Genomic DNA, 21,158 nt, shown 5'->3' on the forward strand with positions numbered 1-21,158 from the left:
TCCTCAGCCACCCCCACGGCGACGACGTCCGACTCGCCGTCCCCCACGGACACCCCCACGACATCGGAGTCGCCGTCACCCTCCGACACCGCCACAGCCTCGGACTCGCCGTCTCCCACCGACACCGCCACGGCATCGGACTCGCCGTCAGCAACGGACACCGCCACGACGTCGGACTCTGCTTCGCCCACGGACACCGCCGCGGCGTCCGAGTCCCCGTCGGCCGCGGCCTCCTCCGAAGCCGAGCCGACCGCCACCACCTCCGCCGAAGCGACGACCGCGACCTCGTCCTCGCCCACGCCGACGACCACCCCCACGACCGCCACGACCGAGCCCGCCATCGCCGAGGACGTCGCCGCCACACCGACGGCGTCCAGCACCATGGCTCCCCAAGCCTTCTCCACGCAGCTCAACGCGGCGAACACCAGCTCACTGCCGGGCCTGTCCACGCCAACGATGATCACCTCGGCCGTGGTGGTCGTGCTGGCCCTGCTGGCCGTGCTCGCGGTGCTCATCGCCAAGTCCCGCCGCGGCCCCAGCCTGGCCACCACCGAACACGTGGAGCCCATGCCGTTCACCCCCGCCCCCGAGCCCGACGAGGACGCCCAGTGGCGGCGGCAACTCCTGGAGACGCTCGAGGCCGCCGCCACCTTCGGCGAACGGGAGGACGAACAGCAGAACCGGCGCCCCGAGAACGGTCCCCCCACCCCCGGCTCCGACCCCGACCCCGACCCCCGCTGACCGATACGACGCGGACAGCCGAAACGGCCCCTACCACGCAGGCAGGGGCCGTTGTTGTGATGCGGCCAGACCGGCACCTTCTTGAGGATTCCTCTCTGGGGAGTAGGCGTCAGGCAACGCCCTGCGAGGCACCCGGGGCAGGAGGAACGGCGCCGCAGCCCGACCGATCGTGACGAGCCGCTCAGCTCCCGCAGCTTCCGTCGCCGACCCGATCGTCGCCGGCTACCTCTTCACCACGCGCCTTGAGGTGCTTGTCCACCAGTTCGGCGAGGGTGACCGATCGCTGCGTCGACAACCTTGCGGGATCATGCAGATGGGCGGCCACGATCGGGCCCACGAGCAGCGGGCCGTCCAGCACACCTGCGGTGAACGTCACGCCGGTGAGCCGTTCCGCCAGCGCGAACGCCCGCGCCAGAGCGTTCGGCGCCAGGTCGTCGTACCTGGCCTCCCACTCCTCGTCGCTCTCGGTCTCATCAGGGGGCAGGCCGACCTCGCGCATGAGATGGTTGAGCCGATCCTTGTCGGCGCCATAGCGAGCGTCCGGCGTGAGCAGCTCGAAAGTGGTGACCACGCCGCCGTCGACCGCGTACGCGAAGTGGTCGTCCGCGTAGTCATGCCGAGTGACGGCCACGACCTCGGAGTCCACCGACAACCGGATCAGCCTTTCGTCCATCACCGCCGACCAGCCCATCGGCTCGACGGCCGAACACCAGTCACCCGCAGCCACCACCCCGACGTAACCGCCCCCGTCTCCGCCGTCCGTCCCCACGAGGAAGTCGCTGACCTCCGAGGACAGCTCGGCGAAGCTCATCTCCCTGCCCTCGCCGCAGCCGAAACGCCGCAGCACTTCGCCGGGATCCCGCTCGCGGACGAAGAGCACGGTGTAGATCTCATCGAGGGGGCAGGCCTGTCCCTGTAACCAGCGGAACCTGGCGAGCGGATCGGTCGTCATGCCGCCAGATCATGGCACGCTCCACCGACAGGAACCTGCGAAGTCCCGTGACGGCCCAGGAACGCGAAACGGCCCCTACCGCGCTGGTAGGGGCCGTTTTCGGTGAATGCGGCCTCAGGCCGACATCTTCTTCTTGAGGTTCTCGTCCAGGGCCGCCAGGAAGTCCTGGGTGGTGAGCCACTCGGCGTCGCCGCCGACCAGGAGCGCGAGGTCCTTGGTCATCTGACCGCCCTCGACGGTCTCGATGCAGACCTGCTCCAGCTTGTCGGCGAACTCGGTCACCGCGGGGGTGCCGTCGAGCTTGCCGCGGTGGGCCAGGCCGCGCGTCCACGCGAAGATCGAGGCGATCGGGTTGGTGGAGGTGGGCTTGCCCTGCTGGTGCTGGCGGTAGTGGCGGGTCACGGTGCCGTGGGCCGCCTCGGCCTCGACGGTGCGGCCGTCGGGGGTCATCAGCACGGAGGTCATCAGGCCCAGCGAGCCGAAGCCCTGCGCGACGGTGTCGGACTGGACGTCGCCGTCGTAGTTCTTCGCGGCCCAGACGTAGCCGCCCTCCCACTTCAGCGCCGCGGCGACCATGTCGTCGATGAGGCGGTGCTCGTAGGTCAGGCCGGCCTTCTCGAACTCCTCCTTGAACTCGGTCTCGTAGACCTCGGCGAAGATGTCCTTGAAGCGGCCGTCGTACGCCTTGAGGATGGTGTTCTTCGTCGACAGGTAGACCGGGTAGTTGCGGGCCAGGCCGTAGCGCATCGACGCGCGGGCGAAGTCGCGGATCGACTCGTCCAGGTTGTACATCGCCATCGCGACGCCGCTGCCGGGGAAGTCGTACACGTCGATCTCAACCGGCTCGGAGCCGTCCTTCGGCGTGAACGTCAGCGTGAGGGTGCCCTCGCCGGGGATCTTCAGGTCGGTGGCGCGGTACTGGTCGCCGAAGGCGTGACGGCCGACGACGATCGGCTTGGTCCAGCCCGGCACGAGCCGCGGCACGTTCGACATGATGATCGGCTCACGGAAGATGACACCGCCGAGGATGTTGCGGATGGTCCCGTTGGGGGACTTCCACATCTTCTTGAGACCGAACTCCTCGACGCGCGCCTCGTCAGGGGTGATGGTGGCGCACTTCACACCGACGCCGTACTTCTTGATGGCGTTGGCGGCGTCGATGGTCACCTGGTCGTCCGTCGCGTCCCGGTGCTCGATGCCGAGGTCGTAGTACTTCAGGTCGACGTCGAGGTAAGGAAGGATCAGCTGGTCCTTGATGAACTGCCAGATGATCCGGGTCATCTCGTCGCCGTCGAGTTCGACGACCGGACCCTCCACCTTGATCTTGGGCATGCCTATGTTCCCCTTCAATGAATGGATGCGTCGAGGCTATCGGACCGTCCCCTCACCGGGCGAAAAGGGACAGGATGACCGCCTTGAGCTCGTTGTTGTCGAGCAGCAGTGACGTCATCACGAGCACGAACCCGGCCAGGGACAGCGTGATGACGTCGTTCTTCCTGCTCCTGATGGCGAGCTGACCGCCGTACCCGGCGAAGCGGAGAGCGGCGGCGATCATGATGACGGCACCCAGCGCGAACCCGCCCCAGCGCGGGTTCGCGACGAAGATGGCGAGCACGCCGACGGCCGCACCCGCCAGGATCAGCGGGTACGGCCCCCAGGTCTCGCGCGGCTGGCGTTCGGTCGGCTGGCTCAACGCTCTTCTATCGGCTTCCACTTCTGGTCGGTCTCACCGATGTACTCACTGTCGGGGCGGATCAGCCGGTTGTCGGCGTGCTGCTCGATGACGTGAGCCGTCCAGCCGGACATGCGGCTGATGGAGAAGACCGGCGTGAACAGGTCTGTCGGAATGCCAAGGTAGTGGTAGACGGACGCCGCGTAGAAATCGACGTTCGGATAGAGGCCCTTCGTCTCGAAGACGACCTCCTCCATTTCCTTCGACATCCGGTAATAGGTGTCGTCGCCGCTCGCCTCGCCCAGTTCGGCCGACATGCGGCGAAGGTGGGTGGCGCGCGGGTCCTCGGTCTTGTAGACACGGTGGCCGAAGCCCATGATCTTCTCGCCGGCCGCGAGCTTGTCACGCACGGCCTGGGCCACGCCGCCGGACGGGATCGACTCCAGCGTCTTCATGACCTGCTCGTTCGCGCCTCCGTGCAGCGGGCCCTTGAGGGTGCCGATGGCGGCCACGATGGCGGAGTGCATGTCGGACAGCGTGGCGGCGCACACCCGGGCGGCGAACGTGGAGGCGTTCATGGTGTGGTCGGCGTGCAGCACCAGGCATTCGTCGAAGATCTCGACCTCACGCCGGTCGGGCGCGCGGCCGGTGACCTGGAGCAGGAAGTTGGCGGCGATGCTGAGCGACGGGTCGGGGTCTGGGACGCTCCCGCCGGTGCGAGCGGCGTGATAGCGGGCGACCAGCAGAGGCTGCTGCGCGACGAGGCGCGCGGCCTTGCGCAGGTTGGCGTCGGGGGCGATGGAGTCCTTGTCGGGGTCGTCGGCCCCGGCCAGCGAGACCAGGGAGCGCAGCGCCTCCATGGGTTTCTGTTTCTCGGCGATTTCGGCGATGTTCGCCGACACCAGGGCGCCCAGCTCGCGGCCGCGTGCCAGCTCGTCGCCGTAGGCGTCCAGTTCGGCGCGGTTGGGCAGCTTGCCCCGCTGCAGCAGATGTGCGGTTTCCTCGAACGTCGCGCGGCCGGCCAGGTCGTGGATGTCGTATCCACGGTAGAAGAGCCGACCGGCCTTTCCGTCAATGTCGCTCAGCGCGGTGGACGCGGCGACGACATCGGCCAGACCTTTCGTGGGCTTGTCCGCCATGAGTGTTTCCTCCGCTTATCTCCGTCCGAAGTCTACCCGTGAGCAGGCAAAACCGGCCGCAGAGGTCAAGACCAAATTCACGTCGGATTCTCCTTTCGGCAAAGGAGATTCCGCATCCCCTCGGTTGGGTAAGCCGGAGCTGTAGTAATAGTTACGGCGGGCTACCTGGGGAGGAACTGCCGTGGAGGGGCCGTTCATACGCATCGAGGACACTGGAGAGGTGGTCCCGTTGCGCCCCGAGATCACGACGGTCGGGAGGGGCCGGGGCGTCGACATCCGTCTCACCGACCCCAGCGTGTCTCGACTCCATGCCGAGTTCGTCAGACGAGGACCCTACCTGTACGTCGTCGACCTGGGACTGTCCAGGAACGGCACGCGGGTGAACGGCAGGCCGATCGCCCGGAGGGTGCTCGACGACGGTGACGTCGTCTCCTTCGGCGCGGCGCGGGCTCGCATCGGCGGAGTCCCCCGAGAGGACTTCACCCCCGAGGTCGAGCTGCGCAGGGCCGCCGCCCCCGAGCTGACCAGGCGCGAGGTCGACGTGCTGACCTCGCTCTGCCGGCCGGCGCTGTCCGACGAGGCGTTCGTCGCTCCGGCGACCGCGCGCGAGATCGCCGACGACCTGGTCGTGACCGAGGCCGCGGTCAAGCAGCACCTGCTCCGTCTCTACCAGAAGTTCCGGATCCCGGAGGGCACCAACCGGCGCACACGGCTGGCCAACGAGGTCGTCGCGCTCGGGCTGGTACGCCCGACCCCCGTGGTGCCGCCGCAGCGGTCATCGGGGGCCACCACCGACCAGGCTTCGGCGGCGGGGCGCAGGGCTTCATAGGAGAGACGCGGCCCGTCACAGGGGCCGGATCGCGACCGGTGCTTCGGCGAGGGGTTCCGGCAGCGCCGGACCCCTGTGCCGGGATGCGGGCCCGGAGTCTCACCGGGCCCGGCGACGTACGCGGGCGTGAGCGCGCCCCTCAGACCACCCGGAAGCCGCGGCTCGGGGCGCTGGTGCGGTTGGCGCGGTCGACCGCGACCGCGTAGTAACGGTGACCGCTGCCGCCGTCGGGGTCGGTCCACGTGACCTGCTTGCCGCCGGGCACGACCGCGACCAGGTTGCGCGCGTCGGTGAACGCCTCCGGCGCGGCGTCCCGGTCGAACCGGAAGATCGCCATCAGGAACGGCGTCTCGTTCCCGGTCGTGACCGCCCGTACCTCGACCCCCGAGGCGCGGCGCAGCGCGTGGGCCAGCACCGGGCGGCGCGGCGGACGGCCGTTCGCCAGCCTGGGCAGCACCGGCGCGAGGGCGGGGCGCTGGTAGTGGTCGTTGACGGCGGTCGAGATGGAGGCGAGCCGGTCGGCCCTGACGTCGTTGGCGTTGTACCAGATGTCGCCGCTGATCTCGGGGTGATCCTGGTTGAGCGTGAGGTGCCGCGACAGTTCGTTCGTCTGCTGCCACTCCGGCGCCTGGGCCGGGTCGCCCGCCTTGTAGGCCGCCTGCCCGATCCACAGCAGCGTGTCCGTGCCGGCGGCGACGTCGGACCACCAGGGCACGAGCTTGGAGTAGTCGGCCGGTGGCTGCCCGATGTACCAGTAGAGCTGCGGTGCGATGTAGTCGAGCCAGCCCTTCTTGACCCAGCCGCGGGTGTCGGCGTGCAGGTTGTCGTACGACTGGCCGCCGTTGGTGTCGGAGCCGAGCGGGTCGGTGCCGCGGTTGCGCCAGATGCCCGACGGGCTGATGCCCCAGGCGATGCCCGGCTTGGCCGCCAGCACGCGTTGCTGCATCTCCTGGACCATGAGGTCGACGTTGTTGCGCCGCCAGGCGGCGAGGTTCGGGAAACCGGCGCCGTACTGCGCGTAGGCGGCGCTGTCGTCGAAGGCCGTGGTGTTGACCGGGTAGAAGTAGTCGTCGAAGTGCAGGCCGTCGATGTCGTAGCGGGTGACGGCGTCCATCATCGCGTCCTGGCAGAACGCGCGGACCTCGGGCAGGCCGGGGTTGTAGTACAGCTTGCCGGCGTACGGCACGATCCACTCGGGGTGCTTGCGGCCGGGGTGGTCGGGGTGCAGGTTGGCGGGGTCGCCCTGCATCGAGACGCGGTACGGGTTGAACCACGCGTGGAAGGCCAGGCCGCGCGTGTGCGTCTCCTCCACGGCGAACGCGAGCGGGTCGTAGCCGGGGTCCTGCCCCTGGGTGCCGGTCAGGTACTGCGACCACGGCTCGTACGGCGACGGCCAGAAGGCGTCCGCGGTGGGCCTGATCTGCACGAACACGGAGTTGAGCTTGCGCTGCACGGCGACGTCGAGCCAGGCCAGGTATTCGGCCTTCTGCTGGTCGGCGCTGAGGCCGGGACGGGACGGCCAGTTGATGTTCACCACCGACGCGATCCACATGCCGCGCATCTGACGCAGCGGCGGCACGTACTGCGCCTGGGCGAAGGCGGGCAGCGGGACGGCGGAAGCGGCGGCGGCCAGGGCCAGACCCTTGAAGAGAGTCCTTCTGCTCGGCATGGGGGGTGCCTCTCGGAAGTGGTTGTGTCGAGGGCGACGATGACAGAAAATTACCTTCAGATCAACAACCGTGAAGGAAAATGCCGATGAGCGGTGACCTGTACAGACTGGCGTTGACGGTGCTGCATCCGGGGTTCGAGGGGACCTCGGCCCCCGACTGGCTGCGCCGCGCGCTGGGCGAGGGTCTCGGCGGCGTGGTGCTCTTCGCCCGCAACGCCGCCGGCGTGCCGCTCGTCCGGCAGCTGCGCGCCGAGAACCCCGGCGTCATCGTCGCCATCGACGAGGAGGGCGGCACGGTCACCCGGCTGGAGGTCGCGGCCGGCAGCTCCTTCCCCGGCAACCGGGCGCTGGGCGTGGTGGACGACGTGAGGCTCACCGAGCAGGTGGGCCGGCAGATCGGCCGGATGCTCGCCGAGCTCGACATCACGCTCGACTACGCGCCCTCCGCCGACGTGAACGCGAACCCGGCCAACCCCGTGATCGGCGTCCGGTCGTTCGGGCCGGAGCCCGAGCTGGTCGCCCGGCACACCGTGGCGTTCGTCGAGGGCGTCCAGGGCGCGGGCGTGGCGGCCTGCGCCAAGCACTTCCCCGGTCACGGCGACACGGTCACCGACTCCCACCTGGCGCTGCCGACCGTGCACGCCTCGCGGGAGCTGCTGGCCGAGCGCGACCTGCCGCCGTTCCGGGCCGCGATCGGCGCCGGGGTGCGTTCGATCATGTCCGGCCACCTGCTCGTGCCCGCGCTCGATCCGTCGATGCCGGCGACGCTCAGCCGTACCGCGATGACCGAGCTCCTGAGGGGCGAGCTCGGCTTCGACGGGATGCTCGTCACCGACGCGATCGAGATGCGGGCGGTGGCCGCCATGTTCACCCCCGGCGAGATCGCGGTACGAGCGCTGAACGCCGGCGTGGACGCCCTCTGCGTCGGGCTCACCACCGAGGACGGCCTGCTAGCGATGCGCGACGCGATCGTGGCGGCGGTGCGCGAAGGGGTGCTGCCCGAGGAGCGGCTCGCCGAGGCCGCCGCCCGCGTACGCGCCCTGTCGGCCTGGTACGCCGGCCGCTCCGAGCTGCGGGAGAAGGCCCGCGCGGATGTGGACGAGGGCGTGGGCCTGCGCGCCGCCCGTGCCGCGCTGACCACGACCGGCACGGGCCGGCTCGACCGGGCGCCGCTCGTGGTCGAGGTCAACACCCGCTTCAGCCAGGCCGTGGACCCGGCCACGCCCACCGGCATCACGGCCGCGCTCGCCGCCCTGCTGCCGGACACCGGCCGGGTGCAGCTGGAGCCGGGGGGCGAGCTGCCCGCGTTCGGCGAGCGACCGGTGGTGCTCGTCGTGCACGACGCCGCCCGGCACGCCTGGGTGCGCGACACCGTGGCGCGGGCGCTCTTGCTCCGGCCGGACGCGATCATCGTGGACACCGGCATCCCGGCGCCGCCGCCTGAGGCCACCCATGTCGCCACGCACGGCCTCTCCCGGGTGTCGGCGCAGGCCGCCGCCGAATGGATGCTCCGGTGACCGCCGAACCCGCGAACCCCGTCGCCGCCGTACGGGCTCTGATGCCGTCGCTCACGCCGGCGGCCAAGTCCATCGCCCGGCTCATCCTGGACGATCCCGGGCTCGTCGTGCGCAGCACGATCACCGAGTTCAGCGCGGCGTCCGGGACGAGCGAGGCGACGGTCGTCCGCACGGCGCGGGCGCTCGGCTTCACCGGGTACTCACAGCTGCGCTTCGCGCTGGCCGCCGCCGTCGCCAAGGCGCCCGAACGGCTCGTCCCCGGCGACCTCGGGCCGGACGACCCGCTCACGGACGTGATCGCGAAGGTGGCGCGGGCCGAGTCGGAGGCGCTCGCCGACACCGCCGCCCAGCTCGACCCCGAACGGCTCGGCGAGGTGGTGGAGGCCATCTCTCGGGCGCGCCGGGTGGACGTGTACGGGGTGGCGGCCTCGGGGCTGGTGGCGTGCGACATGTCGCAGAAGCTGCTGCGGATCGGGCTGTCCAGTCATCCGTTCAGCGACGCCCACCTGGCCCTGACCAGCGCCGCGCTGCTCCGGAAAGGGGACGTCGCGATCGCGATCAGCTGCGGCGGTGAGACGCCGGACGTGCTCGTCCCGGCCCGTACGGCCGCCGAGGGCGGGGCGCTGGTGGTGGCGATCACCAACAACCCGCGGTCGTCGCTGGCGGGCCTGGCCCACCACACGCTGGTGTCGGCGGGGCGGGAGACGGCGTTCCGGCCGGGGGCGCTGGCCAGCCGGATCAGCCAGCTGCTCATCGTGGACTGCATCTTCGTCGGGCTGGCGCAACGGCGCTACGACACGGCCGACGCCGCCATCCGCGCCACCCGCCACGCCACCGACCGCTACCGCAACCGCTGACCTTGGTCGGGGTGACGGAGGAGAGGTCGCCTGCGAACGTGCGGGCGGTGGTGCGGCGGCGGCCTCCGCCGGCCTCACGTCGGGAGGTGCTCCGACGGTTGGTGCCCGCACGTGTCGATGAAGGGGCCGCCGCCGGGGCCGGTCAGCCGCATCTCGCAGGGTCCGCCGTCTCCGGTGTAGTCGCTGCATCCGCACGACGGCACCCCGCACGGGTTGCCGAACCAGTCGTCCTCGGGCGGCAGCTCGATCCCCGCCCCCTCCAGCATCGAGCGCGCTTCTGCCCGCGCGGCGACGACGCGATGCGCCGCCTTCTGCAGGACCTTCGACTGATCGTCGGTGAGATTCTCGTTCGGACGGACGGCCATCCGATCCTCCTCGTCCATCGGTTCCCTTGGAGCCGGATGGCGGAGGGATCCACGAGGCTCTGGCGCACTTGTGCCCGTTTCCGCCGAGTGGGAGCACCAAGAATCCGCCACAAAAGGCTCAGGCATTCAGGGGAACGATGACGGCGTTCACCGCAGGTGGCATGGGCGCTGCGAGTTGTGCCGGGTATCGTCGCAAAATGGGGAAACGTCGGGAAGCCGAGCCTGAGTTCCGCGCCAGGCTCACCGTGGACGCCGGACGGCGCGTCCACACGGGCGCCGTCGCGTTCTTCACGCGCAACCGCCCGCTGGTCGCCCACGCCGAGCGGGCGGTGGCCGAAGGGCCCGGGATCACGCGCTACTACTGGCGGGGCGCCGACGGGCGGCTCTACCGGATCACGATCGAGGTGTCCGGCGCCGGGCGCGGGTCCGTGAGCGAGCTCGAGGCCCAGCGGTGCGAGCCGCCCTGGGGGCTGACCCAACGTGAGCACGAGGTGCTGACATGCGTGGCCGTCGGCATGACGAACCCCGAGACCGCGCTCCGGGTCGGCTGCGGCGCCCGTACCGTGGCCACGCACGTGGAGAACGTGCTGGCCAAGCTGAACGCCCCGACACGGGCGGCCGCCGCCGCGCTGGCGGTGGCCGAGGACGCGCTGCTGGCGCCGTTCACCGAGGGGATGGAGTTCACCGCCGTCGGGCGGGTGACCGGAGGTCAGGAGACGCGGCCGCCGTCCGGAACGCCGCTTTCGCGGCCTGCCGCGCGGCGGCCCATCCGGCTCGGCGCGATCTACCCGATGGACGACACCCGCCGCTTCGACGCGCTCGCCATGCGGCGCGGCGCGGCGATCGCCGTGTCGGAGCTGAACGCCCGGGGCGGCGTGGGCGGGCGGCGGATCGACCACCTGACCGTCGAGGTCTGCGGGGACAGCGACGCCGAGCTGATGCGGGCCGTGGACCGGCTGCGCGCGTACGGCGTGGACGCCATCACGCTGGGCAACGTCAGCCCGCGCCACCGGCTCGGCGCCATCAGGATGGCGGCGGAGTACCGCGCGCCGCTCATGCACGCCATGGTGTCGCCGTCGATCACGGAGCATGTGCACGACAACCCGGGGGTGCTCGGGCAGACGTTCCAGGTGTGCGCAACAGAAACCGCCTACTTGTCCGGATTTATCAGGACTTTGGCGGAGTTGACGGGGACCGGGCAGTGGCGACCGCACAACCGGCGGCTGGTGGCGCTGACCCGCGAGGACGAGCGCGGCCTCCAGGCGTACGAGCTCGACCGGCTGGCCGGCGCGTACGGCTGGGAGGTGGCGGCCATGGTGACGATCCCCGACACGGACGTGCCGTGGGCCGACGCCGTCGCGGCCGTGCAGGCGTGCGACCCGGCGGCCGTCCTGGTGTGCACGTACGTCGAGGACGAGCTCCGGCGCTTCCTGCACGAGCTGCGCGGCCGTGGCGGGCGCGCGCTCGTCTACACGGTGTGGACGCCGACGATCCCCCACTTCGAGGAGCGCATGGGAGCACTGGCGGAAGGACTGCTGTGGTCCACCGTCATCGGCACGTACGGCGACCCGCTGAGCACCGGCTTCATGCGCAAGTACCGCGCCGCCTACGGTGACGAGCCCGGCAGCGGCAGCGCGGCCATCCACTACGACATGATCCACATGCTGGCCGGGGCCTGGGCCTCGGTGGGACGGCCGTGGGACTTCGACACGGTGGTGCGGACGCTGCGGGAGAGCGTGCACCGCGGCGCGGCCGGGCCGTACTACTTCGGCGGGCGCGGGCAGCGGGCGCTGGTCTACCCGGACGACACCCGGGACGCCTCACTCGCCCACGCCCACCTCGTCCACCAGGTCCAGGACGGCCGCAGCCAGGTCATCGCCCCCGCCGAGCTCACCCGCCACCGCTTCCGCCCGCCCGTGTCTCCCTGAGGGAGCCGGACGGCAACCACGACGGGGCCGTGAGGGAGCCGAGGCCGGCGCCGCCGTCGGCGGCGAGCACGTGCCCGTTCACCCAGGCCGACTCCGGCGAGCACAACCACAACAGGGCGGGCACGATGTCCTGCGGCGTCCCCACACGCCCGGCCGGGCCGGCCGCCCCCACCGCCCGGACGTACTCGTCAGGAACGGGGTTCAGCGGCGAGCCGACGTCCACGAAGCCCGGGGCGACCGCGTTGACCCGCATCCCCAGGGGCGCGAACTCCAGCGCGAGCCCGCGTGTCACCGCCTCCAGCGCCGCCTTCGAGGCCGCGTACACCGTCGTGCCCGGACGCGGCCGGAGCGCGCCGCCGGAGCTGGTGAACACGACGGCCGCCCCGCGCCCGTGCCGTTCGCACATCTCCGCCAGCGCGGTCGCGGCCATGAGCGCCGAGCGGGTGTTGACGGCCATCACCGTGTCGAACAACTCCTCGTCGCCGTCCAGCGCCCGCCGCGCCGGGTACAGGCCCGCCACGTGCAGCAACGCGTCAAGAGGCCCGTACCACTGCCAGGCCTCGCGGACCGCCGCCCGCGCCGCGCCGTGTTCGGCGAGGTCGGCGAGGACGTGCCGCGGGTGGTCGGCGGCGACCGTGGAGCGCGGCGAGTCGGCGGCCACCACCTCGTCCCCCGCTTCGGCGAGCGCCGCGCACACCGCCGAGCCGATCCCGCCGCACGCGCCGACGACGAGCGCCCGCATCAGGCGCCGTCCCTGAAGGCCCGGGCGGTGTCCAGGCACGTACGGAAGACGAGCGGCCGCTCCAGGCAGGCGTCGAGGAACCGTTCGAGCGCCAGCATGCGATGCCCGCGCCCGATGACCTGCGGATGGAACGTCAGCACGCACACCCCGCCGGGCTGCTCCCGCACCATGTAGTCGACGTCGTCGAGGAAGTTGCGGAACACGGCGGCGGGGTCGCGCAGCCCCGGCAGGATCCCGGTGTCCGTCCGCAGGTACTCGAACTGCGGGTAGTCGTCGAGCGACCACGACACCGGCAGCTCGACCAGCGGCGTCGGCTCCCCGAACCGGTACGGCCCGTCGGGGTCGGCCACGTCGCCGCGCCTGGCGTAGTAGGGGGTGTAGTCGGTCGCCATCAGGCTGGAGTCGTACTCGCAGCCGAGCTCCAGCAGCACGTCCACCGTGGAGGCGGTGAAATCCCAGCTCGGCGTGCGGTTGCCGCGCGGCTCGTAACCGGTCACCTTCATGATCGACGCGCGGGCGCGCTCGCTCGTGGCCAGTTCGGCGTCGCGGTCGAGCTTGGAGACGGGCTCGTGGACGTACCCGTGCAGGGCGATCTCGTGGCCCGCCTCCGCGATGGCGGCGCACTCGGCGGGATAGGTGTCCACGGTGTGCCCGGGGATGAAGAACGTCGCGGTGATGCCGCGCTCGCGCAGCAGCTTGAGAATGCGCGGGATCGCGTGCGCCCCGAACTCGCCCCGTGACACCGGCCCCGGCGTGGTCATGCCGCGCGCCTGCCAGAGCGAGATCGCGTCGAAGTCGAACGTCAGGCAGATGGTCTCAGGCATGCTGCTCCCTCTCGAAGTGCACCTCGGGCTTCGCCCCGGGCGTGAACACGTCGTCCAGCCGCCAGCGCTCGTACGGGCGCTCGCACGGCGGGTGCGCGGCGATGTACAGGTCGCGCAGGTCGAGGTCCATCACCACGGAGTAGACGGAGGCGACCTCCTGCCCCTTCTCCACCTCGGGATTCACGTGGCGGCAGATGCCGTCGGGGTGGGAGTAGTGGTCGCGCAGGGCGGCCACGATGTCGCCGAGCTCCAGGGTGCGGGCGGCGGCGGCGTCCTCCAGCAGGTGCCGGGCGCGGGTGGGCCGCAGCAGGGTCAGCGCGGACGTGGCGGCCTTCCTGTCGACCAGCGGCAGCGCGCACTGGAAGTGGTTGGAGTGGGTGATCAGGCCGTCCTGCGGCAGCAGCGTGCCGAACACCCCCGGCGCCACCTCCAGGTCGATCGCCTCGCCTCCGGCGTCGGCGATGAGCAGGTTGCCGGACGAGATCCGCGGCACGTCCAGCGCCTTGCGGTGCGCCTCGCTCATCGTCCGCGACTGCAGCACCCCGCGCAGCAGATAGTGGTACGGGACGCCGTCGCCGCCGGTGTCGCGGTCGGAGACCAGGAGGTTGGCGCACACGCCGAGCCCGGCCGAGTTCAGCCCCGACTTGGCCAGCATGCCGGCCTCGGCGAGCGTGATCACCGCGAAGCCCTCGGTGTCCCTCGTCGCCAGCAGGAACGTCACCGGCCCCTGCTCGGGGTGCCAGTCCCAGTTCTGCGCCAGCAGTGTGTGGCCCGTCCTGGTGTGCTTCGGCAGCACGGCGACCGAGGTGCAGCCCTCGTCGCGGTAGCCGGTGCCGTACAACATCTCGGTGCGGGCGTTCAGCGCGGTGATGTGCTCGATCGGCCGGCCCGCGCCGGCCGCTAGGCCCTCCAGCATGGCGGCGATGCGCCCGTCGTACCGGCGGGCCACGTCGAGATAGACGCCGCCCCAGCGCAGCACGTCCCGTCCGGACAGGCCGGCCTCGTCGCGGAAACGCCGCAGGTACGTCTCCACGCTCCGCTCGACCAGCTCGCTCGTCCGCCGGCCCAGCTCGGCGCCCATCTCCTCGTACGTGCCCTCGACCGCGATCAGCGGTGGATTCGTCATGACAGGCTCCTCCTAGTGCAGACTCCGGTGCGCCGTCTCGCGCATGCCGGCCACCACCGCGAGCGTGACCGCGGCGGAGACGATCGGCAACAGCGCGGCCGCCATCCCCGAGCCGGTCAGCTCCACCACCCCGGTCGCCACGAACGGCGCCGTGCCGCCGAACGCCATGACGGCGAAGTTGTAGCCGATGGACATGGTCGAATAGCGCAGCTTCGTGGGGAACAACTCCGACAGCGCCGCCGGGCCGGGGCCCGAGAACATCGCCAGCACCACGCCGATGAGGACCTGGCCGGCGTACACGCCCGCGACGCCGCCGTGCTGCAGCAGCGCCATGACCGGCCAGCTCAGCACCAGGAACCCGGCCGCGGAGGCGATCAGCAGCGGCTTGCGCCCGATCCGGTCCGACAGCGCGCCGAACGCCGCGATGCACACGGTCAGCGTCACCAGGCCGACGATGTTGGAGCCGCGCGCCACGCCCTCGTCCACCCCGGCCACGTCGGTGAGCCAGGTCGGCAGGTAGGTCAGGAAGAAGAAGTACGCGACCGTCCACAACATGGTGAAGCCGAAGCCGCGGGCGATGCCGGGGAACTGCGTGCGCAGGCCCTCGCGCAGCGGGCTCTTCGCGGTCGCGCCCTTCTGCTGCTCCTCGGCGAACGCGGGCGTCTCCCCCATGCCGAACCTGAGCCACAGCGCGGCCACCGCCGTCAGCGCCGACAGCAGGAACGGGATCCGCCACGCCCAGGCGTCGACCTGCTCCGCGGTGAAGATCGAGTGGTTCAGCGCGACGACACCCGACGCCAGGAGGAACCCGGCGGCCGTCGAGACCTGGTTGAAGCTGCCGAAGAAGCCGCGCCTGCGTTCGGGGGCGTACTCGACCAGGAACGCCGCCGACCCCGCCCACTCGCCCGCCACGGAGAAGCCCTGCACCATGCGCAGGACCACCAGCAGCAGCGGGGCCAGCACGCCGATGCTGGCGTACGTCGGCAGCAGGCCGATCAGGGTGGTCGCCGCGCCCATCATCAGCACGCTCACCACGAGCGCCGTCCGGCGACCGAACTTGTCGCCGACGTGGCCGAAGACGATGGCGCCGAGAGGGCGCATCAGGAAGCCGACGGCGAAGACGGCGAACGTGTAGAGCGTCCCGACCAGGGCGTCGGACTCGGGGAAGAACAGTTTGCCCAGGGTGACGGCCGTGTAGCCGTAGACCATGTTGTCGTAGTTCTCCATGATGTTGCCGAAACTTCCGGCGACCACTGCACGGAGCTTCGAGTTCTGCGAAGTCCGGGTTGTGGGGGTTGCGGGGACGCTCATGATGCGACCTCTCCTCAGTTGCGAGGCTCTCAGGGGGATGTCGGTCGGTGGCTGTCTTATGAGGTCAGTAACCGTCTTACGAGTCGGTGGCCGTCTTGTGTGTCATCGCATGGGCTTGCTAGGCGCTGCCGCCTTTACGAGGCACCGCGGCCTTATGAACTGGTGCGGCCTTATGAACTGGTGCGGCCTTATGAACTGGTGCGGCCTTATGAACTGGTGCGGCCTTATGAACTGGTGCGGCCTTAGGAGGCGGTGTAGCCGCCGTCCACCGGTAGCAGCACGCCTGTCACGAACGCCGCCGCGGGCGAGGCCAGGTACGCGACCGCCGCGGCCACGTCGGCGGGGTCGCCGGCGCGGCCCATGGGGGCACGCTGGACGCGGGGACGCAGTTGCTCGTCGGACAACTCCTGGAGCAGCGGGGTGACGAACACTCCGGGCAGGACGCTGTTGACCCGGATGCCACGATCGGCCAGCTCCACGGCAGCGGTCCTGGTCAACATGTGCAGCCCGGCCTTGCTGACCTGGTAGGCCACGGACGATGGCGGTGAGGGCGGGCCCGGCGGCGGGACCTGCCCGTAGATGGAGCCGATGTTCACCACGCTGGCGTGCGGGCTGGCGGTGAGTTCTTCGGCGAACGTCCGGATCCCGGTCCACGGCCCCCACAGATTGGTACGCAGGACCCGTTCCCAGTCGTCGTCGCCGGTTTCCAGCAGGCCCTTGCGCGCGCTGACGCCGGCGTTGTTGACGAGGATGTCGAGACGTCCGTACCGATCCCGTACGGCCTCGGCGAACAGCTCCCAGGACCCACGATCACAGACGTCGAGACGCTGATAAACCGGCCCACCACGCCCCGAACCACCAGCCGTTCCACCACACCGGGAACCGCCGACCTCACCACGACCCGAAACGCCGCCGGCGCCAGCACGCCCAGAACTGCCGGCCGTTCCACCACGCCCGGAACCGCCCGCCTCATCACGACCCGAACTGCCGGCCGTTCCACCACACCCGGAACCGCCGACCTCGTCACGACCCGGAAAGCCGCCGGCCCCACCGCGATCGGCGCCCGCGCCACGATCACCGCCAGCCTCAACGGGACCCGCGCCCGGATCTCTGTCCCGGCCGGCCCAGGGCGGGTCAGGGCGGTCGCGCAGGTCGCCGTAGACGACGTGCGCGCCACGGGCGTACAAACCGTCGACGATGGCGGCGCCGAGGCCGGACGCTCCGCCTGTGACGGCGGCGACCAGCCCGTCGAGCTCCATGGACACTCCTCTCAGGACCGCCCTGCCCGCATTTCCGCAGGCCGGGCCCTTCAAGGTTTATCCTCGGCAGCCGAGCCGCCCGCGACCTCCGTCAAATGACGGAGGCGCGCATCACACAGAACGCGTGCCTCCGACCACGGCGGCACGCGTTCACTGGTTCACTCAACGATCCGGCGTCACCCGCGCTGGAGGCGTTCGGCCGCCTCGACCACGTTGGACAGCAGCAGCGCGCGCGTCATGGGACCGACACCGCCCGGGTTGGGCGTGAGGAAGCCGGCGACCTCCTCCACGTCGGGCGCCACGTCACCGGCGATCTTGCCGTCGACCCGGGAGACCCCGACGTCGAGCACGGCCGCCCCCGGCTTGACCATGTCGCGCTTGATCAGCTCCGGCACCCCGGCCGCCGCCACCACGATGTCGGCGCGGCGTACGTGAGAGGCCAGATCCTGGGTGCCGGTGTGGCACAGGGTCACCGTGGCGTTCTCGCTGCGGCGGGTCAGCAGCAGCCCCAGCGAGCGGCCCACCGTGATGCCACGCCCGACCACGACCACGTCGGCGCCCTTGATCGGCACGCCGTACTCCTGGAGAAGCAGCACGATGCCGTGAGGCGTGCAGGGGAGCGGCGCGTCGACCATGTGGACCAGGCGGCCGAGGTTGACCGGGTGAAGGCCGTCGGCGTCCTTCGCCGGGTCGATGCGCTCCAGCAACGCCATCGTGTCGAGCTGCTTGGGCAACGGGAGCTGGACGATGTAGCCGGTGCACGCCGGTGAGGCGTTGAGCTCGTCGATGGCCGCCTCGACGTCGGCCTGGGTCGCGGTGTCCGGCAGGTCGACGCGGATGGAGGCGATGCCGACCTCGGCGCAGTCGCGGTGCTTGCCGGCGACGTAGATCTGGCTGCCGGGGTCGTCGCCCACGAGCACGGTGCCGAGCCCTGGTGTGACGCCGCGTTCCTTGAGCGCGGCCACCCGCTTCTTGAGGTCTGCCTTGATCTTTGCGGCGGTCGCCTTGCCATCGAGTTTCACTGCGCTCATGCCGCAATCCTTCCATGCCTGTTCACGACCTCCGCACGCGCCCGCCACGTTGTCCACAGCCCTCGCGTCGCCGCCTCCGGTTATCCACAGCCGGCTCCTGACATCGTTGTCAGGAAGGATGGCAGGGCTTAGTGTTTTTGGCGCCGGCACCGATTGCCTGGAGGTTCCCCCGTGTCCGTCCGCCTGTTGTCCGCAGAGTCCACCGACCTGTTCGTGGGCTCCCATGACGAGCCTCGTCAAGTCCTGCGCGTGACGGTCGCGCGGGGAGAGCGCGACGCGCCGCTCGAGGTGCGCGGCGACGGCGTGCGCCTGGCCGGGCCGGTGTCCGTCCCGGCCGACGCCGAGGGTGTCGTCGAGGTGCCCCTGGCCGTGTCGGCGCCCCCGGGCACGACCGTGCCCTGCCTGCTCACCCTGGGAGAGGAGCAGCTAAAGGTCGTGGTCACGGCCGAGGAGCCGGGCTGGACGATGTTCATGGTCTCCCACTTCCACTACGACCCGGTGTGGTGGAACACCCAGGCCGCCTACACCAGCCCGTGGGAGCTGCTCTCCGGCGACGCCACGACCAGACCGCTGTGGGAGCGCAACGCGTTCGCGCTGGTCGAGGCCCACATCGACCTGGCGCTGCGCGACCCCGACTACCGCTTCGTGCTGGCCGAGGTCGACTATCTCAAGCCGTTCTTCGACACCCACCCCGAGCGCCGGGCCGACCTGCGCGCCCTCATGGCGCAGGGCCGCGCCGAGCTGGTCGGCGGCACGTACAACGAGCCCAACACCAACCTGACCGGCGCCGAGACCACCATCCGCAACATCGTCTACGGCATCGGCTACCAGCGCGACATCCTCGGCGGCGACCCGCGCACGGCGTGGCAGCTCGACGCGTTCGGCCACGACCCGCAGTTCCCCGGCTATCTCGCGGCGGCCGGGCTGACCGGCAGCGCGTGGGCGCGGGGGCCCTTCCACCAGTGGGGTCCCATCAGCAAAAACTTCAAGCAGGCGAAGAACGACGCCGCGCTGATGCAGTTCCCCAGCGAGTTCGAGTGGATCTCGCCCTCGGGGCAGGGCGTGCTGACCCACTACATGCCGGCCCACTATTCAGCGGGCTGGTGGATGGATTCCTCGCCGTCCCTGGAGGCGGCGTGCGAGGCGGTCTACGACCTCTACCGCTCGCTCAAGCCCGTCGCGGCGACGAAAAACGTCCTGCTCCCGGTCGGCACCGACTACACCCCGCCCAACAAGTGGATCACCGACGTCCACCGCGCCTGGGCGTCCCGCTACGTCTGGCCCCAGTTCGTCTGCGCCACACCGCGCGACTTCCTCGACGCCGTACGCGCCGAGCGGGCGGCCTTCAGCCCCCAGACCCGCGACATGAACCCGATCTACACCGGCAAAGACGTCTCCTACATCGACACCAAGCAGGCCCAGCGGGCGGCCGAGGTGGCGGCGCTCGACGCCGAGCGGCTGTCGGCGTTCGCCTCCGTGCTGGGTCTGGGCCGCTACCCGCACACGGCGCTCGACAAGGTCTGGCGGCAGCTCGCGTACGGCGCCCACCACGACGCGATCACCGGCTCCGAGTCCGACCAGGTCTACATCGACCTGCTGACGGGCTGGCGGGAGGCCCACGACCTGGCCGCGACGGCTCGTGACAACGCCCTCGACGCGCTGACCGGCCAGATCGCCCTCGACGGCCACAGCGTCGTGGTGACCAACACGCTGCCGTTCGCCCGCGACGGCCTGGTCAGCGTGCCGCTTCCCGAGGGGCGGACGGTGGCCGACCTCTCGGGCGCGCCGGTCCCCGCCGTCACGGAAAACGGCACCCTCACGTTCGTCGCGCGCGACGTGCCCTCGATGGGCTGGCGCTCCTACCGCGTCGTCCCGGGCTCCTCCGAGCCGTGGCAGCCCGCCCCTCCCTCCGAGACGCCGCTCGTCACCATCGCGAACGACCGCTGGCAGGTCACCGCCGACCCGGCCCAGGGCGGCGCGCTCGTCTCAATCCACGACCGGGCCGCCGACCGCGAGGTCCTCACCGGCCTCGGCAACGAGCTGCGCCTGTACGACGAATACCCGCGACACCCCGACATGGGCGAGGGCCCCTGGCACCTCGTCCCGTCCGGCCGCGTCGTCGGCTCGACCGAGGGCCGGGCGCTCGGCGTCACCTCCGAGACGAGCCCGATCGGCCGGCGCCTGACCGTCACCGGCCAGGTCGGCGAGATCACCTACGAGCAGACCGTCACCCTGCTGACCGGCTCCGACCGCATCGACTTCACCACCCGCGTGCTCGACCACACCGGCGCCGACCGCCTGCTGCGGGTGCGTTTCCCGGCCCGCGTGGAGGGGGCGCTGCCGGTCTCCGACGTGGCGGGGGCCGTCGTGGGCCGCGGCTTCGCGCTGCCCGACGTCGACACCGCCGAACACCCCTGGACTCTCGACAACCCGGCCAACACCTGGTTCGGGCTGTCCACGACCGCGCGGGTCGACCTGGGCGAGGCGGGCGCGCGGGCGCTCGGCGTGGCCGAGGTGGTCGTGCCCTCCCTCGACGACGCCCCACAGGCCCGCGACCTGGTGGTGGCGCTGGCCCGCGCGGGCGTGACCGCCACCACCTCCTCCGCCGACGGCACCCGGTACGGCTGGCTCGACGTCGACTCCAACCTCCCCGACGTGCGCATCGTCGTGGGCGGCCCCGACACCAACCCGGTGGCCGCCGAGCTGCTCGAGCGGGCCGACGACGCCTACCTGGAGGCGCTCAAGTCGGGCGCCGGCCGCGTCTGGGTGCCCGCCGAGCGTGCGCTGCCCGAGGTCTGGCAGCCGAGCGCCGACCTGCGCGACCTGCGAGCCCTCCCCGCGCTGATCGTCACCGACGTCGCCGACCTGGTGGCCGACCTGTCCGACGCGGTGATCGAGGCCGTGTGCCCGCTGGGCAAGGAGATCCTGGAAGACCGTACGGTCGCGCTGCTGACGTACGGGCTGCCGGGCTTCGCGGTCGATCCTTCTGGCGCGCTCCATCTGTCGCTCATGCGGTCGTGCACCGGTTGGCCCTCGGGCATCTGGCTCGACCCACCCCACCGCGCCGCCCCGGACGGCTCAGCGTTCCAGCTCCAACACTGGACCCACGAGTTCTCCTACTCCTTGGTGTCCGGCGACGGCGACTGGCGCGCTCTCCGCCTCCCCGCCGCAGCCCAGGAACACATCACCCCCCTCC

The 21,158-nt window shown here is 71.0% G+C and carries 19 protein-coding genes; 6 read left to right on the forward strand and 13 right to left on the reverse strand.

What is annotated here, in order from left to right:
* Window positions 1–383 (reverse strand): hypothetical protein (locus C1J01_RS30260; RefSeq protein ID WP_220040171.1); only part of this gene is annotated, 383 nt, incomplete at its 3' end.
* On the opposite strand from C1J01_RS30260, the gene C1J01_RS30265 reads away from it, so the two are divergent.
* Window positions 382–741 carry a hypothetical protein gene (locus C1J01_RS30265; protein WP_146615773.1) on the forward strand — a complete coding sequence of 120 codons (360 nt, stop codon included), beginning with the start codon at window positions 382–384 and terminating at the stop codon, window positions 739–741. The genes C1J01_RS30260 and C1J01_RS30265 overlap by 2 nt on opposite strands.
* A gap of 181 nt (window positions 742–922) precedes the next feature.
* On the opposite strand, the gene C1J01_RS30270 is transcribed toward C1J01_RS30265, so the two are convergent.
* From C1J01_RS30270 to C1J01_RS30285, 4 genes are all read right to left on the reverse strand, one after another.
* A complete protein-coding gene (locus C1J01_RS30270; protein ID WP_181449041.1) occupies window positions 923–1,693 on the reverse strand; it encodes a DUF6461 domain-containing protein in 771 nt (256 codons plus the stop codon).
* A gap of 114 nt (window positions 1,694–1,807) precedes the next feature.
* Window positions 1,808–3,025: an NADP-dependent isocitrate dehydrogenase gene (locus C1J01_RS30275; protein ID WP_111182385.1), complete on the reverse strand. Its 1,218-nt coding sequence runs from the start codon at window positions 3,023–3,025 to the stop codon at window positions 1,808–1,810.
* 52 nt (window positions 3,026–3,077) lie between these two features.
* Window positions 3,078–3,386, reverse strand: a complete 309-nt coding sequence (locus tag C1J01_RS30280) for a DUF3017 domain-containing protein (protein WP_181449042.1) — start codon at window positions 3,384–3,386, stop codon at window positions 3,078–3,080.
* Window positions 3,383–4,504, reverse strand: a complete 1,122-nt coding sequence (locus tag C1J01_RS30285) for a citrate/2-methylcitrate synthase (protein ID WP_111182387.1) — start codon at window positions 4,502–4,504, stop codon at window positions 3,383–3,385. Before C1J01_RS30285 ends, C1J01_RS30280 begins: the two co-directional genes overlap by 4 nt.
* A 181-nt stretch (window positions 4,505–4,685) precedes the next feature.
* Here C1J01_RS30285 and C1J01_RS30290 point away from each other — a divergent pair, with 181 nt between their 5' ends.
* Entirely contained in the window at window positions 4,686–5,333 is a 648-nt protein-coding gene (locus C1J01_RS30290) for an FHA domain-containing protein (protein ID WP_111182388.1), read from the forward strand.
* Between the two features lie 139 nt (window positions 5,334–5,472).
* Here the strand turns inward: C1J01_RS30290 and C1J01_RS30295 are convergent, their stop codons facing one another.
* A complete protein-coding gene (locus tag C1J01_RS30295; protein ID WP_111182389.1) occupies window positions 5,473–7,002 on the reverse strand; it encodes a glycoside hydrolase family 10-like protein in 1,530 nt (509 codons plus the stop codon).
* Window positions 7,003–7,088: 86 nt separating this feature from the next.
* Here C1J01_RS30295 and C1J01_RS30300 point away from each other — a divergent pair, with 86 nt between their 5' ends.
* Both C1J01_RS30300 and C1J01_RS30305 read left to right on the forward strand, forming a co-directional pair.
* Window positions 7,089–8,519, forward strand: coding sequence for a glycoside hydrolase family 3 protein (locus C1J01_RS30300; RefSeq protein WP_111182390.1), 1,431 nt, complete (start codon window positions 7,089–7,091; stop codon window positions 8,517–8,519).
* On the forward strand, window positions 8,516–9,376 hold the full coding sequence (locus C1J01_RS30305; protein ID WP_235854765.1) for a MurR/RpiR family transcriptional regulator: 861 nt from the start codon (window positions 8,516–8,518) through the stop codon (window positions 9,374–9,376). Before C1J01_RS30300 ends, C1J01_RS30305 begins: the two co-directional genes overlap by 4 nt.
* A gap of 74 nt (window positions 9,377–9,450) precedes the next feature.
* Here C1J01_RS30305 and C1J01_RS30310 read toward each other — a convergent pair whose 3' ends face one another.
* Window positions 9,451–9,741: a DUF6422 family protein gene (locus tag C1J01_RS30310; protein WP_146615774.1), complete on the reverse strand. Its 291-nt coding sequence runs from the start codon at window positions 9,739–9,741 to the stop codon at window positions 9,451–9,453.
* Window positions 9,742–9,938: 197 nt separating this feature from the next.
* Here C1J01_RS30310 and C1J01_RS30315 point away from each other — a divergent pair, with 197 nt between their 5' ends.
* A complete protein-coding gene (locus tag C1J01_RS30315) occupies window positions 9,939–11,669 on the forward strand; it encodes an ABC transporter substrate-binding protein (RefSeq protein WP_181449043.1) in 1,731 nt (576 codons plus the stop codon).
* Here C1J01_RS30315 and C1J01_RS30320 read toward each other — a convergent pair.
* From C1J01_RS30320 to C1J01_RS30345, 6 genes are all read right to left on the reverse strand, one after another.
* Window positions 11,632–12,411: an SDR family NAD(P)-dependent oxidoreductase gene (locus C1J01_RS30320; protein WP_111182394.1), complete on the reverse strand. Its 780-nt coding sequence runs from the start codon at window positions 12,409–12,411 to the stop codon at window positions 11,632–11,634. The genes C1J01_RS30315 and C1J01_RS30320 overlap by 38 nt on opposite strands.
* On the reverse strand, window positions 12,411–13,235 hold the full coding sequence (locus C1J01_RS30325) for a polysaccharide deacetylase family protein (protein WP_111182395.1): 825 nt from the start codon (window positions 13,233–13,235) through the stop codon (window positions 12,411–12,413). The genes C1J01_RS30320 and C1J01_RS30325 overlap by 1 nt, the downstream gene beginning before the upstream one ends.
* Window positions 13,228–14,361, reverse strand: coding sequence for a C45 family autoproteolytic acyltransferase/hydrolase (locus C1J01_RS30330; RefSeq protein WP_111182396.1), 1,134 nt, complete (start codon window positions 14,359–14,361; stop codon window positions 13,228–13,230). The genes C1J01_RS30325 and C1J01_RS30330 overlap by 8 nt, the downstream gene beginning before the upstream one ends.
* Window positions 14,362–14,373: 12 nt before the next feature.
* Entirely contained in the window at window positions 14,374–15,615 is a 1,242-nt protein-coding gene (locus C1J01_RS30335) for an MFS transporter (protein WP_220040172.1), read from the reverse strand.
* A 299-nt stretch (window positions 15,616–15,914) separates the two neighbouring features.
* Window positions 15,915–16,931 (reverse strand): SDR family NAD(P)-dependent oxidoreductase, encoded by a 1,017-nt coding sequence (locus tag C1J01_RS30340; protein WP_111182398.1) that lies wholly within the window; start codon window positions 16,929–16,931, stop codon window positions 15,915–15,917.
* Window positions 16,932–17,107: 176 nt separating this feature from the next.
* On the reverse strand, window positions 17,108–17,962 hold the full coding sequence (locus C1J01_RS30345) for a bifunctional methylenetetrahydrofolate dehydrogenase/methenyltetrahydrofolate cyclohydrolase (protein ID WP_111182399.1): 855 nt from the start codon (window positions 17,960–17,962) through the stop codon (window positions 17,108–17,110).
* Between the two features lie 171 nt (window positions 17,963–18,133).
* On the opposite strand from C1J01_RS30345, the gene C1J01_RS30350 reads away from it, so the two are divergent.
* Window positions 18,134–21,158: glycoside hydrolase family 38 N-terminal domain-containing protein (locus C1J01_RS30350; RefSeq protein ID WP_111182400.1), on the forward strand; the 3,025-nt coding region annotated here is incomplete at its 3' end.

The organism is Nonomuraea aridisoli (genome assembly GCF_003236395.1).
In the GTDB taxonomy this organism is placed as follows: Bacteria; Actinomycetota; Actinomycetes; order Streptosporangiales; family Streptosporangiaceae; genus Nonomuraea; species Nonomuraea aridisoli.